The sequence below is a fragment of the Pantoea sp. X-Soil-TKNS-1279 genome (assembly GCF_059730565.1).
The window spans coordinates 1,245,375-1,261,798 of record NZ_AP035948.1 but is presented as its reverse complement, the minus strand read 5'-3'; the positions used below and the strand labels follow the sequence as shown (position 1 = coordinate 1,261,798).

The window sequence follows — 16,424 nt, the reverse complement described above, 5'->3', positions numbered from 1 at the left end:
ACGCTGTCGCCTGTTGCCTCAGGCAGCACTTGCATTCTGGCAGTGCTGCCCAAATATCTCCCCTGAAGCTTGCGCCCAGGCGTTGCCCCATAAATAATTCCGTAATGATGCGTCGGGCCTTGCTGCCACGCCTCGGATACACTTTTTCAACTGGCCCTGAGTGACCCAAAGGATTCATTTGAATATCGAAACTCGTGAAATCGCCCTTGAACCGGTAGATAACCGCCGACTGCTCAGCCTGTGCGGTCCGTTTGATGACAATGTGAAACAGCTGGAACGGCGTCTGGGGATCGAAATCAACCGCCGTGACAACCAATTTAAACTGGTGGGCCGCACGCTGTGCGTCAACGCCGCAGCAGATATTCTGCGCACCCTGTATGTGGACACGGCACCCGTACGTGGTCAGTTCCAGGATATCGAACCCGAGCAAATCCATTTAGCGATTAAAGAGAGTCGCGTACTGGAACAAAGTGCGGAGAGCGTGCCGGAGTACGGTAAAGCGGTCAATATCAAGACCAAACGCGGCGTGATTAAACCGCGCACGCCCAACCAGGCGCAATACATCGCCAATATTCTCGACCATGACATTACCTTTGGTATCGGTCCTGCCGGTACGGGTAAAACCTATCTGGCGGTTGCTGCCGCAGTCGATGCGCTGGAACGCCAGGAAATTCGCCGTATTCTGCTGACGCGTCCGGCGGTGGAAGCCGGCGAGAAACTTGGTTTCCTGCCAGGCGATCTCAGCCAGAAAGTCGATCCTTATCTGCGCCCACTTTACGATGCGTTGTTCGAGATGCTCGGTTTTGAGCGGGTTGAAAAACTGATGGAACGCAACGTCATCGAAGTGGCACCGCTGGCGTATATGCGTGGCCGTACGCTGAATGATGCCTTTATCATCCTTGATGAGAGCCAGAACACCACCATCGAGCAGATGAAGATGTTCCTGACGCGTATTGGTTTTAACTCCAAAGCGGTGATTACCGGTGACGTAACGCAGATTGACCTGCCACGCCATACGAAATCCGGCCTGCGCCATGCTATCGAAGTGTTGTCCGAAGTCGATGAACTCAGCTTTAACTTCTTCCACAGCGAAGATGTGGTACGTCACCCGGTGGTGGCGCGCATCGTTATCGCCTATGAAGCCTGGGAAGAAGCAGACCAGAAGCGCCGTGATAAACAGGCCGAAGAGCGTAAACGTGAAGCGCTCGCGGCCACCCAACCCAGCCCGCAGGAGCCTTCATGAGCGCGGTAATTCTTGATCTACAACTGGCTTGTGCTGACAGCCAGGGCTTGCCTGACGAAGCGGCTTTCCAGCGTTGGCTGGAAGCTGCCGTCACCCCGTTCCAGCCCGAGAGCGAAGTGACGATACGTCTGGTTGATGAGGCGGAAAGTCATGAGCTAAATCTGACTTATCGTGGGAAAGATAAGCCGACCAACGTGCTCTCTTTTCCCTTTGAAGCCCCACCCGGCATTGAGTTGCCGCTGCTGGGTGACCTGATTATTTGCCGCCAGGTCGTGGAGCAAGAAGCCGTTGAACAAGGGAAAACCCTGGAAGCCCACTGGGCGCACATGGTGGTGCACGGTACACTGCACCTGCTGGGTTACGACCATATCGAAGACGATGAAGCCGAAGAAATGGAAGCGCTGGAGACCGAGATAATGCTTGCCCTTGGTTATCCGGACCCGTACATTTCGGAGAAAGAAGACGCCTGAGCCACTGGCTCCGGTCATTATGCTGCTGGCGTGGACGCCGGCAGTTTCCTTCCCTCACCAGAGAGAACTAAATAAAAACGCCATGAGCGACGACCATTCTCAAAACAGCGATGCACCCAGTAGTAAAAAGGGATTTTTTTCCCTGCTAATCAACCAACTGTTCCACGGCGAACCGAAAAACCGTGACGAACTGCTGGGGCTAATCCGCGATTCTGAGCAAAAAGAACTGATCGACCAGGACACCCGCGACATGCTGGAAGGGGTGCTGGATATTGCCGAACAACGCGTGCGCGACATCATGATCCCACGTTCCCAGATGATCACCCTGAAACGTAACCAGAGCCTCGAAGAGTGCCTGGCGGTGATCATCGAATCGGCCCATTCCCGCTTTCCGGTGATCAGCGAAGATAAAGACCACGTTGAAGGCATTCTGATGGCGAAGGATTTGCTGCCCTTTATGAGCAGCGCCTCAGAACCTTTCAGCATGGAGAAGGTACTGCGTCCGGCAGTCGTGGTGCCGGAAAGCAAGCGTGTGGACCGCATGCTGAAAGAGTTCCGTTCACAGCGCTATCATATGGCGATTGTGATTGATGAGTTTGGCGGCGTGTCCGGTCTGGTGACCATTGAAGACATCCTTGAACTGATCGTCGGAGAGATTGAAGACGAGTATGACGATGAAGAAGATCGTGATATCCGTCAGTTAAACCGCCACACCTACACGGTGCGTGCGTTGACGCCGATTGAAGACTTCAACGAGGTGTTTGGTACCGGCTTCAGTGATGACGAAGTGGATACCATTGGCGGTCTGGTGATGCAGGGATTCGGCCACCTTCCCGCGCGCGGTGAAAGCATTGAAATTGATGGTTACCAATTCAAGGTCGCCATGGCTGACAGCCGCCGTATCATCCAGGTGCATGTAAAAATTCCGGAAGACTCGCCGCTCCCTCAACTGGATGACGAATAACTTTATGGCTTTAGCCTCTCTCTACTCGCGGCAGCGGGTTCGCCTGCTGCTGGCGTTAATTACGGGTGCCATCGGCACCCTTTCCTTTTCCCCGTATGATTTCTGGCCCGCGGCGCTGATTTCGCTGTGCGGCCTGCAACTGTTATTGCTGGACCGTCGTACCGCGCAGGCGGCCGCGATTGGCTTCGCCTGGGCTTTTGGCCTGTTCGGCAGTGGTATCAACTGGGTATACGTCAGCATTGCGACTTTTGGCGGTATGCCGGGACCGGTTAACGTTTTCCTGGTGGTGTTGCTGGCTGCCTACCTGTCGCTCTACCCGATGCTGTTTGCCATCCTGCTTAATCGCCTGTGGCCTCGCGTCACATTATGGCGTCTGGCAGTGGCGGCCCCGGCATTATGGCAAATCACCGAGTTCCTGCGCGGCTGGATCCTCACTGGATTTCCGTGGCTCCAGTTTGGCTACAGCCAGATTGATGGCCCGCTGAAAGGTCTGGCTCCGCTGGCCGGAGTGGAAACCATTACCTTCCTGTTGATGGCCATTGCCGGACTGCTGGCGTATGCGCTGCATCAACGCAACGTCAAAAGCCTGATCGCTGCCGCACTGCTGCTGTTGCTGCCGTGGCCGCTACGCATGTTGCAGTGGTATCAACCGCTGCCGGAACGCAGTGTCAATGTCGCGATGGTACAGGGCAACATCCCGCAATCGATGAAGTGGGATCCCCAGCAACTGCTGAATACCCTGCGGGTCTACACCTCTTACAGCCAGCCGTGGATGGGCAAAGCGCCGATTATTATCTGGCCGGAATCGGCGATTACCGATCTGGAAAGTAATCAGCAACCTTTCCTGCGCGCGCTGGATGACGAACTGCGCGCACGCGGTAGCTCACTCATCACTGGCATCGTCGATTCACGTCTGGAAGGCGACAACCGTTACCACGATTACAACTCGGTGATTGTGTTGGGTGGCGAACAACCTTACAGCTATCAAAGCCAAAACCGTTACCAGAAAAACCATCTGGTGCCGTTTGGTGAGTTTGTCCCGCTGGAAGAATTGCTACGACCGCTGGCACCGTTTTTCGATTTGCCAATGTCGTCCTTCAGCCGTGGCGCTTATATCCAGCCTGCGCTGAAAGTGGCGGGTTATAACCTGACCACCGCCATCTGCTATGAAATCGTATTGGGTGAACAGGTTCGCGCCAATTTCCATCAGGACACTAACTTCCTGCTTACCGTCTCGAATGATGCCTGGTTTGGTCACTCCATCGGCCCATGGCAGCATTTCCAGATGGCGAGAATGCGGGCGCTGGAACTGGGTCGTCCGTTACTGCGTGATACCAATAATGGCGTCACGGCGGTGGTTAACGCCAACGGAGAGGTTGAGAAGATGCTGCCGCAGTTCACCCGTGATGTGCTGACCGCCAAAGTGACTCCGACCACCGGTGAAACCCCCTATGCCAAAGCCGGTATTTGGCCGGTGTGGGTACTGACATTATTGGGCGTAGTGCTGGCGCTGTTACGACGTCGTCACTAACCTCCCACTTTTTACCAAGGCGAAGCTCATCCTTCGCCTTTTTTTATCGCATTTTTCCGCTCCCTTCCCGTGGCTTTACCGCATTCTCTGCTGGCTTTTTACACTCATTAATCGCTTTGGCACGATCATTGCTATTTATTTCAGTGTTTTTCGCAAACATCAGCTTTTGTCAGCGTAATGTTCGCCATGAAGCACCGTAATAAGGCAATGATGCGCACCATTGTGGCGCACAGGTCAAATTTTGCTTTTTATTGGTGCGGAGCGGCTCGCAAAAAAGAAACTTTTCTGTTTCATTGCGTTAACAATTCGCTATGTTAAGCACTATCCTGCGCGCGGTTGCGCTACGGGATAATCAGAAAAGCAGCGAAAAATACACACAACATCACAATCTGCGCAGTTTATCTGCTGTGCACCAGCAATACGAAGGAGTTGGAGATGAAATTACGGAAACTGGGCCTTTGCCTGGCTCTGGCTGGCCTCGCCTCCGTGGCTCATGCGGAAGATGCTAAACCGGCAGCCGCAGCACCGGCCGATCAGCAAGTCAGCACGCTGGATAAAATCAGCAAAAATGGCGTGATTGTCGTCGGGCATCGCGAATCGTCTGTTCCCTTCTCTTACTACGACAATGAGCAAAAAGTCGTCGGCTATTCGCAGGATTACTCCAACGCGATTGTTGAAGCCATTAAGAAAAAGCTGAACAAACCGGATTTGCAGGTCAAAATGCTGCCAATTACCTCGCAGAACCGTATTCCGTTGCTGCAAAACGGCACCTTTGATTTCGAATGTGGTTCCACCACCAACAACCTGGAACGTCAGCAACAGGCAGCCTTCTCTGACACCATCTTCGTGGTAGGTACACGTCTGCTGGTGAAAAAAGGCGGCCCGATTAAAGATTTCGCTGATCTGAAAGGTAAAACCGTGGTTGTCACCTCCGGCACCACCTCAGAAATTCTGCTGAACAAGCTGAATGATTCACAAAAAATGGGCATGCGTATTATCAGCGCCAAAGATCACGGTGACTCCTTCCGTACGCTGGAAACCGGTCGTGCCGTGGCCTTTATGATGGATGACGCCCTACTGGCCGGTGAACGCGCCAAAGCGAAGAAACCGGATAACTGGGAAATCCTCGGCACGCCGCAATCGCATGAAGCTTACGGCTGTATGCTGCGCAAAAACGATCCTGAGTTTAAAAAGCTGATGGATGACACCATTGCCCAGGCGCAGACCTCTGGTGAAGCGGCCAAATGGTTTGATAAGTGGTTCAAAAATCCGATCCCGCCAAAAGGCATGAACATCAATTTTGATCTCTCGGATGATATGAAAGCGCTGTTCAAAGCACCAAACGACAAGGCAATGAACTAACAATCACAATAAGGGCGGCCCTGCTGCCCTCTCGATTGCTGAAAACACGGTGCGGACAGACAGACTCTCACAGGTCGTTCCCCTGAGAAGAGTAAGCAAGACACCGTTCATCAATCTTCCGGGTAACTTGTACCCTACAGGTATAAGTTACCCTTTTTTTACCGGAGCTCGTTATGGGTATCGACTGGAACTGGGGCATCTTTTTACAACCGGCCCCGTTCGGCAACACGACCTACCTCGGCTGGCTGTGGTCCGGATTTCAGGTGACCATTGCCGTCTCCTGCTGCGCCTGGATTATCGCTTTCTTTGTAGGTTCCTTCTTTGGCATTCTGCGAACCGTGCCTAATCGCCTGTTATCAACGATTGGTACTTGTTACGTGGAGTTGTTCCGCAATATTCCACTGATTGTGCAGTTCTTCTTCTGGTATCTGGTCGCGCCGGAACTGGTGGGGGAGAACCTTGGCATGTGGTTTAAATCGGAACTGGACCCGAACATTCAATTCTTCTCTTCATCGGTGATTTGCCTTGGGCTATTCACCGGTGCACGCGTCAGTGAGCAGGTGCGTGCCGCAATTCAGTCGTTGCCGCGCGGCCAGAAAAATGCGGGGCTGGCGATGGGCCTGACGCTGCCGCAAACTTATCGCTACGTGCTGCTGCCAAATGCGTATCGCGTGATAGTGCCGCCGATGACCTCGGAAATGCTTAACCTGGTGAAGAACTCCGCCATCGCCTCAACCATCGGTTTGGTAGATATGGCCGCGCAGGCGGGTAAGTTGCTGGATTATTCAGCACACGCCTACGAATCTTTCACCGCCATCACCCTGGCTTACATTGGTATTAACCTGGTGATTATGCTGCTGATGAGTCTGGTAGAGCGCAAAGTGCGACTGCCCGGCAATATGGGAGGGAAATAATGTACGATTTTGACTGGAGTTCAATTCCTCCCAGCCTGCCCTACCTGCTGAATGGTATGGTGATTACGCTTAAAATCACGCTGACTGCGGTGGTGTTCGGTATCATTTGGGGCACCATCCTCGCGGTGATGCGCTTGTCGCCCTTCACGCCGGTCCGCTGGTTTGCCAAGTTGTACGTCAACCTGTTCCGCTCCGTACCGCTGGTAATGGTGCTGCTGTGGTTTTATCTGGTGGTGCCGAGTTTCCTGCAACAGGTGCTGGGCTTGTCGCCGAAGACCGATATTCGCCTGATCTCCGCGATGGTAGCCTTTTCGCTGTTTGAAGCCGCTTACTACTCGGAGATTATCCGAGCCGGCATCATCAGTATCGCCCGTGGGCAATCCAGTGCCGCACTGGCGCTGGGCATGACCCACTGGCAATCGATGCAACTGGTGATCCTGCCGCAGGCGTTTCGTGCGATGGTGCCGCTGTTACTGACCCAGGGGATTGTGCTGTTTCAGGATACCTCGCTGGTGTACGTACTCAGCCTGGCAGACTTCTTCCGCACCGCGTCCACCATTGGTGAGCGTGACGGTACCCAGGTAGAAATGATTTTGTTTGCCGGACTGGTCTACTTTGTGATCAGCCTGAGCGCTTCGCTGTTGGTTAGTTATCTGAAAAGAAAAAGGACGGTTTAAATGATTAGCCTGAAAAATGTATCTAAGTGGTATGGGCACTTTCAGGTGCTGACCGACTGCTCCACCGAAGTGAAAACCGGTGAAGTGGTGGTGGTATGCGGTCCGTCCGGCTCTGGCAAATCAACGCTGATCAAAACGGTGAACGGTCTGGAACCTATCCAGCAGGGCAGCATTCAGGTCACCGGCATCGAAGTCAACGACAAGAAAACCAACCTCGCACAGCTACGTAGCAAAGTCGGTATGGTGTTCCAGCATTTCGAACTGTTCCCGCACCTCAGCATCGTCGACAACCTGACGCTGGCGCAGGTCAAAGTGCTGAAGCGCGATAAGAAGGCGGCGCGCGAAAAAGGGCTGAAGCTGTTGGCGCGTGTCGGCTTATCCGCGCATGCTGACAAGTTTCCCGGCCAGCTCTCCGGCGGCCAGCAGCAGCGTGTCGCGATCGCCCGTGCGCTGTGCATGGATCCGGTGGCCATGTTGTTCGATGAACCTACTTCAGCGCTCGACCCGGAAATGATCAATGAAGTGCTGGACGTGATGGTGGAACTGGCGCAGGAAGGGATGACCATGATGGTGGTTACCCACGAAATGGGCTTTGCCCGCAAAGTCGCCAATCGCGTGATCTTTATGGACGAAGGCAAAATTGTTGAAGACACCAACAAGGATGATTTCTTTAACAATCCGCAATCAGATCGCGCCAAAGACTTCCTGGCGAAGATCCTGCACTAACGCATAACCCGTCGTGGCGCGATAAATCGCGCCGCGACGAAATAGGATCAGGGTTCAAATGGCTGGCGCTGGAACTGATCGTGGCCGCATTCCGGGCAACGGGTTAAGGTCTCCGGGGTATAAATGGCGCGGGTGAAATGACACTTCTCGCATACCAGATTCCCCAGACCCACCACTTCGCCGCTTTGATAGACGCCATGATGACGCAGATCCTGAAACACTTCGCGCCACTCCAGTTGGCTCTTATCGGTGATATCAGCCAGTTCCTTCCAGATGCTCTCACGGATAACACGCATAAAGACCGAGTCACCCACTGCATCGGATGACTCCTCATAGCTGAGTGCGAACTCCTGGAGATCCCGCCGTACTGCACGCATCACTTCATCAACCTCTGCCGACGTCAAATCCTGCTGCGCCAGCAGACGCAGACGTGCACTGGCAACCAGCGCCTCAATATCACGCTCGCCACGCTCCAGCCGTTGGGTTAATGCCGCTACCGTCGCACGATAGACCTGCGCCACGTTATTCATTTTGTTCTCCTTTCTGCTGCGAATGCCCTGATTAAGTTTAGTCACTGGCAAGTGCACGCGTTGAGGAAATCACAAAAGGGTGAATGTGGCGGCGCATTCAGTAGAAATCGCGCGGGCAAAGGCGCGAAGTGTTGTTGAGGGGCAGCCTTATGGGTATGCTATGCGGATCTAAAAGTACGCTTAGAGCGATATTCATTAAGGACCACAGGCAGCCATGCAAGAGCAATACCGCCCGGAAGAGATAGAATCCCGCGTCCAGCAGCACTGGGACGAAAATGAAACCTTTAAAGTGACCGAGCAGGAAGGCAAAGAGAAATACTACTGCCTCTCTATGCTGCCCTATCCTTCCGGCCGCCTGCACATGGGCCATGTGCGTAACTACACCATCGGTGATGTGATTGCCCGTTATCAGCGTATGCTGGGCAAAAACGTGCTGCAACCCATTGGCTGGGATGCATTTGGTCTGCCCGCCGAAGGTGCGGCAGTCAAAAATAACACCGCCCCTGCTCCCTGGACGTACGACAACATCCAGTACATGAAAAACCAGCTCAAACTGCTGGGTTTTGGTTATGACTGGAGCCGCGAACTGGCAACCTGCCAGCCGGAATATTATCGCTGGGAACAATGGTTTTTCACCAAGCTGTACGAAAAAGGCCTGGTTTACAAGAAGACCTCGGCGGTCAACTGGTGCCCAAATGACCAGACCGTTCTGGCGAACGAGCAGGTCATTGACGGCTGCTGCTGGCGCTGTGACACCAAAGTGGAGCGTAAAGAGATTCCACAATGGTTTGTCAAAATCACTGACTATGCTGAAGAACTGCTGAACGACCTCGACAAGCTGGAAGATTGGCCGGAACAGGTCAAAACCATGCAGCGCAACTGGATTGGCCGGTCTGAAGGCGTGGAGATCACTTTCAACGTTGCCAACAGCGACGAAAAAGTGACGGTCTACACCACCCGCCCTGACACTTTTATGGGGGCGACTTACGTAGCCGTTGCCGCAGGACATCCTTTGGCGCAGCAGGCTGCAACCAGCAACCCGGCGCTGGTGGACTTCATTGACGAATGCCGCAACACCAAAGTGGCAGAAGCCGATATGGCAACGATGGAGAAAAAAGGTATGGCCACCGGCCTGCATGCCATCCATCCGCTGACCGGCGAAGAGATCCCGGTGTGGGTCGCCAACTTCGTCCTGATGGAGTACGGCACCGGTGCGGTGATGGCGGTTCCGGGTCATGACCAGCGCGACTGGGAATTTGCCACCAAATATGACCTGTCAATCAAGCCGGTTATTCTGAACCTCGATGGTACGGCACCCGACCTGAGTGCAGCCGCGATGACCGAAAAAGGCACGCTGTTTAACTCTGGCGAATATGACGGGCTCGACCATCAGGCAGGCTTCAACGCCATCGCCGATGCGCTGACCGCCAAAGGCGTTGGCGTGCGCAAAGTTAACTACCGTCTGCGCGACTGGGGTGTTTCCCGTCAGCGTTACTGGGGTGCACCGATCCCGATGGTCACGCTGGAAGATGGCACCGTGATGCCAACCCCGGAAGATCAATTGCCGGTGATCCTGCCAGAAGACGTAGTGATGGACGGCATTACCAGCCCAATCAAAGCGGATCCTGAGTGGGCGAAAACCACCGTAAACGGCCAACCTGCGCTGCGTGAAACCGATACTTTTGACACCTTCATGGAGTCATCCTGGTACTACGCGCGGTACACCTGTGCCAACTACAACGAAGGTATGCTGGACCCGGCTGCTGCGAACTACTGGCTGCCGGTCGATCAGTATGTTGGCGGTATCGAACACGCCATCATGCACCTGATGTACTTCCGCTTCTATCACAAGCTGCTGCGTGATGCGGGCCTGGTGAACTCTGACGAGCCAGCCAAACGCCTGCTGTGTCAGGGCATGGTGCTGGCAGATGCCTTCTACTACGTGGGTGCCAACGGCGAGCGTAACTGGGTTTCTCCGGTTGACGTCAACGTCGAGCGCGATGAGAAAGGTCGCATCGTAAAAGCTATCGACAATCAGGGCCGCGAAGTGATTTACGCTGGCATGAGCAAAATGTCGAAGTCGAAAAACAACGGTATCGACCCGCAGTTGATGGTAGAACGTTACGGTGCAGATACCGTACGTCTGTTTATGATGTTTGCTTCCCCGGCAGAAATGACGCTGGAGTGGCAGGAATCAGGCGTGGAAGGCGCAAACCGCTTCCTGAAACGTGTCTGGAAACTGGCCTGGGATCACGTCGCAAAAGGTGCCACCGTTGCGCTGGATGTGAACAGCCTGAACGACGATCAGAAAGCGCTGCGTCGCGATCTGCACAAAACCATCGCCAAAGTGGCGGATGATATTGGCCGTCGTCAGACCTTCAACACCGCGATTGCAGCGATCATGGAGCTGATGAACAAGCTGATCCGCGCACCGCAGGAGAGCGATCAGGATCGCGCCCTGTTGCAGGAAGCGCTGGTGGCTGTCACGCGTCTGCTGTACCCGTTCACACCGCACACCAGCTATGCCCTGTGGGAAGCGCTGGGCGGTGAAGGGACTATCGACGACGCCAGCTGGCCGGTCGCTGACGAAGCAGCTATGGTTGAAGACTCACTGCTGGTGGTGGTTCAGGTTAACGGCAAAGTGCGCGGCAAAATCACCGTTGCGCCCGATGCCACCCAGGAGCAGGTGCAGGCGCGTGCCGCGCAGGAGCATCTGGTGGCGAAATATCTGGAAGGCGTCACCATTCGTAAAGTGATTTATGTCCCTGGCAAACTGCTTAACCTGGTCGTGGGTTAAGTTCAGGAGGAACTGTGCGACAACTGATTATCAGGCTGTTTGTCCTGCTGGCGGTGATGATCACCGCTGGCTGTGGTTTTCATCCGCGTGGTACGACACAAATACCCGCGGAAATGAAAACGTTGATCGTCTCTACCGGCGATCCCTATGGTCCACTGGCTCGAACCGTTCGTCAGCAGTTGCGTCTGAATAATGTGCGCATTGTTGATGACACCAAAGATGCACGCGCCACTATTCCGACGCTGCGTCTGGGTGCAGAACGCCAGGGCCGTGATACCGCATCGGTGTTCATTAGCGGGACCACCGCGGAATACTCGCTGGTGATGACCGTCACCGCGCAGGTATTGCTGCCAGGCAAAGGGATCTACCCGATCAGCACCACGGTGTATCGTTCGTTCTTCGACAACCCGAATGCCGCACTGGCGAAGGATGCCGAGCAGGACAAGATCCTACAGGAGATGCGTCAACGTGCAGCCGAGCAACTGGTACGTAAGCTGCTGGTGGTGCATGCCGCACAGGAAAGCCAAAAAGACACGCTGCCAGAACCTGAGGTCATTGTCCCTGGAGAATCACCGGAAGTGCCCTCCTCGTCAGCTACCAGTCTGCAATGATCAGGATCTATCCTGAACAACTCAGCGCGCAGCTCCGTGAGGGGCTGCGCGCCTGTTATTTTCTCACCGGCAATGAACCGCTGCTGATTCAGGAGAGCGCCGACGCCATTCGAGCGGCGTCGACGACTCAGGGATTTGAAGAGCATTTCAGCGTGGCGCTGGATGCGCACACCAGTTGGGACGATTTGTTCGCCAGCTGTCAGTCACTCAGCCTGTTTACCCAACGCCAGACTTTAACTCTGCTGTTCCCAGATAATGGCCCGAATGCGGCGATGGCCGAACAGTTGGTCAAACTTGCCAGCCTGTTGCACAGCGATATTTTGCTGGTGCTGCGTATGGCAAAACTGACTAAAGCGCAGGAAAACAGCGCCTGGTTTAAAGCCCTGAGCGCTCAGGCAGTGCTGGTGCCCTGCCAGACGCCCGAGCAGGCCCAGTTGCCGCGTTGGGTGATGAATCGCGCTAAAGCGATGAAGCTTCAGGTGGACGACGCCGCCATCCAACTGCTTTGCTACTGTTATGAAGGCAATCTGCTGGCACTGGCGCAGGCACTGGAACGGCTGTCGTTATTATGGCCGGATGGCAAGCTGACGCTACCTCGCGTGGAAGAAGCAGTGAACGATGCCGCACACTTTACCCCGTTTCACTGGGTAGATGCGCTGCTGGCTGGCAAAAGTAAACGCGCCCTGCACATCCTGCATCAGTTGGAGAAAGAAGACAGCGAAGTGGTGATTCTGCTGCGCAGTCTGCAACGTGATCTGCTGACGTTGCTGCATTTGCAACGCCATCAGGCGCAACAAGCGTTGCGTACCCTGATGGATCAACAGCGTATCTGGCAGAATCGGCGGGCGTTGTTTATGGAGGCGTTACAACGGCTGGATGCGCGCCGTCTGCAACGTGCTATTCATCTGCTGGCGGAGATTGAGCTGTCGATGAAACAGGATTACGGTCAAAATCTGTGGCCGCAGCTGGAAACCTTATCCCTGCTGCTATGTCACCGCGATTTCCCGATGAGTTTTGCTGATGTCTGAACTTTATGCCCTGTTTGGCGGCACCTTTGATCCGATCCACTTTGGGCATCTGCATCCGGTTGAAGCGCTGGCGCAGCAGATCGGCCTGAAAAAAGTCACCCTGCTGCCGAACAATGTTCCCCCCCATCGCCCACAACCACAAGCCAGCGCCCGGCAACGCGTTGAAATGTTACGCTGTGCAATCGCTGACCGACCCTTGTTTGACATTGATACGCGCGAACTGGAACGCGACACACCGTCATGGACAGTAGCAACGCTGGAAGCATTACGTGCGGAACGCGGAGCGCAGCAGCCTCTCGGATTTATCATCGGTCAGGATTCTCTGCTAACGTTATCCAAATGGCACCGCTGGCAGGACTTGTTGTCGCTGTGTCATTTGCTGGTGTGCAAGCGTCCTGGCTATGCGACGCAGATGGACACCCCTGAGATGCAACAGTGGCTGGATCAGCATCTCGCCCGCGATGTGCAACAACTGCATCGTCTTCCGGCTGGCCATATCTGGCTGGCCGATACGCCGCTTTTCGACATTTCAGCCACAGAAATTCGGCAACGCCGTCATCTGGGCGTTTCCTGTACGGATTTATTGCCTGCATCGGTCATCAACTATATCGATCGTGCTGGCTTATACCTTGAATAATTCAGGTTGACGCCGGGTATTCCCGCCCTGTCTGGGCCGGGAGAATATTCGCCACGTATCTTCCGACAACCTGAAAGATGGGCGGAATATATCTATATTTCGCCGACCGATCGCGACATGCTATACTGCGCCGCTTCATATTTTGGCTGCGTTTCCAGGGCATTCAGCCTGCCCGTAATCACCTGTTTTGAGGGGAACCTTTTGCAAGGTAAAGCACTCCAAGAATTCGTTATTGATAAGATTGATGATCTCAAAGGCCAGGACATCGTCGCACTCGACGTTCAGGGCAAATCCAGCATCACCGATTGCATGATTATCTGCACAGGCACGTCAACCCGCCATGTGACCTCCATCGCTGACCATGTGATGCAGGAGTCACGCGCTGCCGGGCTGGCGCCGTTGGGCGTGGAAGGGAAAGCTGCCGCCGATTGGGTGGTTGTCGATCTCGGCGACGTGATTGTGCATGTTATGCAGGAAGAGAGTCGCCAGCTGTATGAGCTGGAAAAGCTCTGGAGCTAAGCGGTGAAACTGCAGCTTGTGGCCGTCGGGACCAAAATGCCCGACTGGGTTCAGACCGGATTTACCGAGTATCTGCGCCGTTTCCCGAAAGATATGCCGCTGGAATTGACAGAAGTGACAGCAGGCAAACGCGGCAAAAATGCCGACATCAAACGCATTCTGGAAAAAGAAGGTGAAGCGATGTTGGCTGCCGTAGGGAAAGGCAACCGTATTGTGACCCTGGATATACCCGGACAGCCGTGGGAAACCCCACAGCTGGCACAACAGCTGGAACGCTGGAAACAGGATGGGCGCGATGTCAGCCTGTTGATTGGCGGGCCAGAAGGTTTGGCACCGGCCTGTAAGGCAGCGGCAGAGCAGAGCTGGTCGTTGTCGGCACTGACGCTGCCGCATCCGTTGGTGCGTGTGCTGGTGGCTGAAAGCCTGTACCGAGCCTGGAGCATTACCGCCAATCATCCTTATCATCGTGAATAAACACCAGGCCACACCGGATATTAAACACAGCGGATGAAATTACAAACCAACGCCTTTCGCGATTACACAGCCGAACAAAAACTGTTTGTCCGACGTGCTTTAGTCGCCTTTTTCGGCATCTTCCTGCTTTCAGGCATCTTGGTGGTCAATTTGTACCACCTGCAAATTTTGCGTTTTGCCGATTACAGTACCCGTTCCAATGACAACCGTATCAAGTTGGTACCGGTCGCACCGAGTCGCGGCATTATCTTCGATCGTAACGGTGTTCCCCTTGCACTGAACCGCACCATTTATCAGGCTGAACTGGTGCCGGAAAAAGTCGATAACCTGAAACAAACGTTGCAGGATCTGCGACCGATACTCGACCTCACCGATGACGATCTCGATGCTTTTGAGAAAGAGCGGAAACGGTCACGTCGTTTTACCTCGATCCCGGTAAAAACTGCGCTCAGTGATGTGCAGGTGGCCCGCTTTGCCGTTAACCAATATCGTTTTCCTGGCGTAGAAGTAAAAGGCTATCAGCGCCGTTACTATCCCTATGGTCAGACGCTCACCCATGTCGTCGGTTATGTTTCAAAAATTAACGACCGCGATGTTGCCCGCCTCGATCAGGAAGGCAAATGGCCGAACTATGCCGCTACCCACGATATAGGCAAGTTAGGTATCGAGAACTATTACGAAGACGTATTGCACGGCACCACCGGCTATGAAGAAGTTGAAGTCAACAACCGTGGCCGTGTGATTCGCCAGTTGCATGAACAATCGCCGCAGGCCGGGCGAGATATCTACCTCACCATTGACCTGAAATTGCAGCAGTACATCGAAACGCTGCTGGCCGGAAGCCGAGCGGCAGTTGTGGTCAGCGATCCACGTACCGGTGAACTGCTGGCGCTGGTTTCAACGCCAAGCTATGACCCGAACCTGTTTGTTGAAGGCATCTCCAGCGCAGATTACAAGTCATTGCTTAATGACGAAAACCGCCCGCTGTACAACCGCGCGTTACAGGCCGCTTATCCGCCAGCCTCAACGGTGAAACCCTATGTCGCGGTTTCGGCGCTCAGTGCCGGGGTGATCAATCGCAATACCAGCCTGTTTGACCCCGGCTGGTGGCAGTTGCCGGGTTCGGAAAAGCGCTATCGTGACTGGAAAAAATGGGGACACGGGCGTCTTAACGTCACCAAAGCGCTGGAAGAGTCCGCCGATACCTTCTTCTATCAGGTCGCCTATGATATGGGCATCGATCGCCTGTCAGAGTGGATGACCAAATTTGGCTACGGCCATCGCACCGGTATTGACCTGCCGCAGGAAAGTCCCGGTAACATGCCGACACGAGATTGGAAGCTGAAGCGCTTTAAGAAACCCTGGTATCAGGGCGATACTATCCCGGTCGGCATTGGTCAGGGTTACTGGACCGCAACGCCGGTGCAGATGAACAAAGCGCTGATGATTCTGATTAACGATGGCGTGATCAAAGTGCCGCATCTGCTGCGTGCCACCCGTGAAGGTCACACTATGGTGCCGTATCGCCAGGCCCCGGATGAGCCGATTGGTGATATTCACTCCGGCTACTGGGAGATTGCTAAAGATGGGATGTTTGGCGTAGCCAATCGCCCAAACGGCACTGCGCATAAAAGTTTTGCCGACGCGCCGTATAAGATTGCGGCTAAATCCGGTACGGCGCAGGTTTTCGGTCTGAAAGCGAACGAAACCTATAACGCACACAAAATTGCTGAGCATCTGCGCGATCACAAACTAATGGCCGCCTTTGCCCCTTACGATAAACCGCGCGTAGCCGTCACCATGATTCTGGAGAATGGCGGCGCAGGCCCGGCTGTCGGTTCGGTGATGCGCCAGATTCTCGACCACATTATGTTAGGCGATAACAATACGGTGCTGCCAGAAGCAGCGCCGACGCCACCTGGTTATGAAGGTGATTAACAA

Annotated in this window: 16 protein-coding genes; 15 read left to right on the top strand and 1 reads right to left on the bottom strand. The window is 54.4% G+C overall.

The window, feature by feature from the left end; genetic code table 11:
* Window positions 1-178: 178 nt before the first annotated feature.
* The 8 genes from AC6I8N_RS05820 to AC6I8N_RS05785 all read left to right on the top strand — a co-directional run bounded on the left by AC6I8N_RS05820 (window position 179) and on the right by AC6I8N_RS05785 (window position 7,887).
* The gene (locus AC6I8N_RS05820; protein ID WP_021182381.1) at window positions 179-1,243 is read left to right on the top strand and encodes a PhoH family protein; all 1,065 of its coding nucleotides are present in this window, start codon (window positions 179-181) and stop codon (window positions 1,241-1,243) included.
* On the top strand, window positions 1,240-1,713 hold the full coding sequence (gene ybeY, locus AC6I8N_RS05815) for an rRNA maturation RNase YbeY (protein WP_021182380.1): 474 nt from the start codon (window positions 1,240-1,242) through the stop codon (window positions 1,711-1,713). Before AC6I8N_RS05820 ends, ybeY begins: the two co-directional genes overlap by 4 nt.
* An 82-nt stretch (window positions 1,714-1,795) precedes the next feature.
* Window positions 1,796-2,677 carry a CNNM family magnesium/cobalt transport protein CorC gene (gene corC / locus AC6I8N_RS05810; protein WP_036624428.1) on the top strand — a complete coding sequence of 294 codons (882 nt, stop codon included), beginning with the start codon at window positions 1,796-1,798 and terminating at the stop codon, window positions 2,675-2,677.
* A 4-nt stretch (window positions 2,678-2,681) separates the two neighbouring features.
* Window positions 2,682-4,208 carry an apolipoprotein N-acyltransferase gene (gene lnt / locus AC6I8N_RS05805; protein ID WP_497830240.1) on the top strand — a complete coding sequence of 509 codons (1,527 nt, stop codon included), beginning with the start codon at window positions 2,682-2,684 and terminating at the stop codon, window positions 4,206-4,208.
* 435 nt (window positions 4,209-4,643) lie between these two features.
* On the top strand, window positions 4,644-5,570 hold the full coding sequence (locus tag AC6I8N_RS05800) for a glutamate/aspartate ABC transporter substrate-binding protein (RefSeq protein ID WP_021182377.1): 927 nt from the start codon (window positions 4,644-4,646) through the stop codon (window positions 5,568-5,570).
* A gap of 173 nt (window positions 5,571-5,743) precedes the next feature.
* The gene (locus tag AC6I8N_RS05795; RefSeq protein WP_021182376.1) at window positions 5,744-6,484 is read left to right on the top strand and encodes an amino acid ABC transporter permease; all 741 of its coding nucleotides are present in this window, start codon (window positions 5,744-5,746) and stop codon (window positions 6,482-6,484) included.
* The gene (gene gltK, locus AC6I8N_RS05790; RefSeq protein WP_021182375.1) at window positions 6,484-7,161 is read left to right on the top strand and encodes a glutamate/aspartate ABC transporter permease GltK; all 678 of its coding nucleotides are present in this window, start codon (window positions 6,484-6,486) and stop codon (window positions 7,159-7,161) included. The genes AC6I8N_RS05795 and gltK overlap by 1 nt, the downstream gene beginning before the upstream one ends.
* The gene (locus AC6I8N_RS05785; RefSeq protein WP_013508259.1) at window positions 7,162-7,887 is read left to right on the top strand and encodes an amino acid ABC transporter ATP-binding protein; all 726 of its coding nucleotides are present in this window, start codon (window positions 7,162-7,164) and stop codon (window positions 7,885-7,887) included.
* A gap of 47 nt (window positions 7,888-7,934) precedes the next feature.
* Here AC6I8N_RS05785 and AC6I8N_RS05780 read toward each other — a convergent pair whose 3' ends face one another.
* The gene (locus AC6I8N_RS05780) at window positions 7,935-8,417 is read right to left on the bottom strand and encodes a zinc ribbon-containing protein (protein WP_208725010.1); all 483 of its coding nucleotides are present in this window, start codon (window positions 8,415-8,417) and stop codon (window positions 7,935-7,937) included.
* 214 nt (window positions 8,418-8,631) lie between these two features.
* Between AC6I8N_RS05780 and leuS the strand changes: the two genes are divergently transcribed.
* From leuS to mrdA, 7 genes are all read left to right on the top strand, one after another.
* Complete coding sequence (gene leuS, locus AC6I8N_RS05775) at window positions 8,632-11,214, top strand: leucine--tRNA ligase (protein ID WP_497830239.1); 2,583 nt, start codon at window positions 8,632-8,634, stop codon at window positions 11,212-11,214.
* Between the two features lie 14 nt (window positions 11,215-11,228).
* Entirely contained in the window at window positions 11,229-11,825 is a 597-nt protein-coding gene (gene lptE, locus AC6I8N_RS05770) for an LPS assembly lipoprotein LptE (protein WP_497830238.1), read from the top strand.
* Window positions 11,822-12,853: a DNA polymerase III subunit delta gene (gene holA, locus AC6I8N_RS05765; protein WP_021182371.1), complete on the top strand. Its 1,032-nt coding sequence runs from the start codon at window positions 11,822-11,824 to the stop codon at window positions 12,851-12,853. The genes lptE and holA overlap by 4 nt, the downstream gene beginning before the upstream one ends.
* Window positions 12,846-13,490 (top strand): nicotinate-nucleotide adenylyltransferase, encoded by a 645-nt coding sequence (gene nadD, locus AC6I8N_RS05760; RefSeq protein WP_021182370.1) that lies wholly within the window; start codon window positions 12,846-12,848, stop codon window positions 13,488-13,490. Before holA ends, nadD begins: the two co-directional genes overlap by 8 nt.
* Before the next feature lie 201 nt (window positions 13,491-13,691).
* A complete protein-coding gene (gene rsfS / locus AC6I8N_RS05755) occupies window positions 13,692-14,009 on the top strand; it encodes a ribosome silencing factor (protein WP_036624423.1) in 318 nt (105 codons plus the stop codon).
* A 3-nt stretch (window positions 14,010-14,012) separates the two neighbouring features.
* Window positions 14,013-14,483 carry a 23S rRNA (pseudouridine(1915)-N(3))-methyltransferase RlmH gene (gene rlmH, locus AC6I8N_RS05750; RefSeq protein ID WP_013508252.1) on the top strand — a complete coding sequence of 157 codons (471 nt, stop codon included), beginning with the start codon at window positions 14,013-14,015 and terminating at the stop codon, window positions 14,481-14,483.
* A gap of 33 nt (window positions 14,484-14,516) precedes the next feature.
* The gene (mrdA, locus tag AC6I8N_RS05745; RefSeq protein ID WP_021182367.1) at window positions 14,517-16,421 is read left to right on the top strand and encodes a peptidoglycan DD-transpeptidase MrdA; all 1,905 of its coding nucleotides are present in this window, start codon (window positions 14,517-14,519) and stop codon (window positions 16,419-16,421) included.
* Window positions 16,422-16,424: the final 3 nt, after the last annotated feature.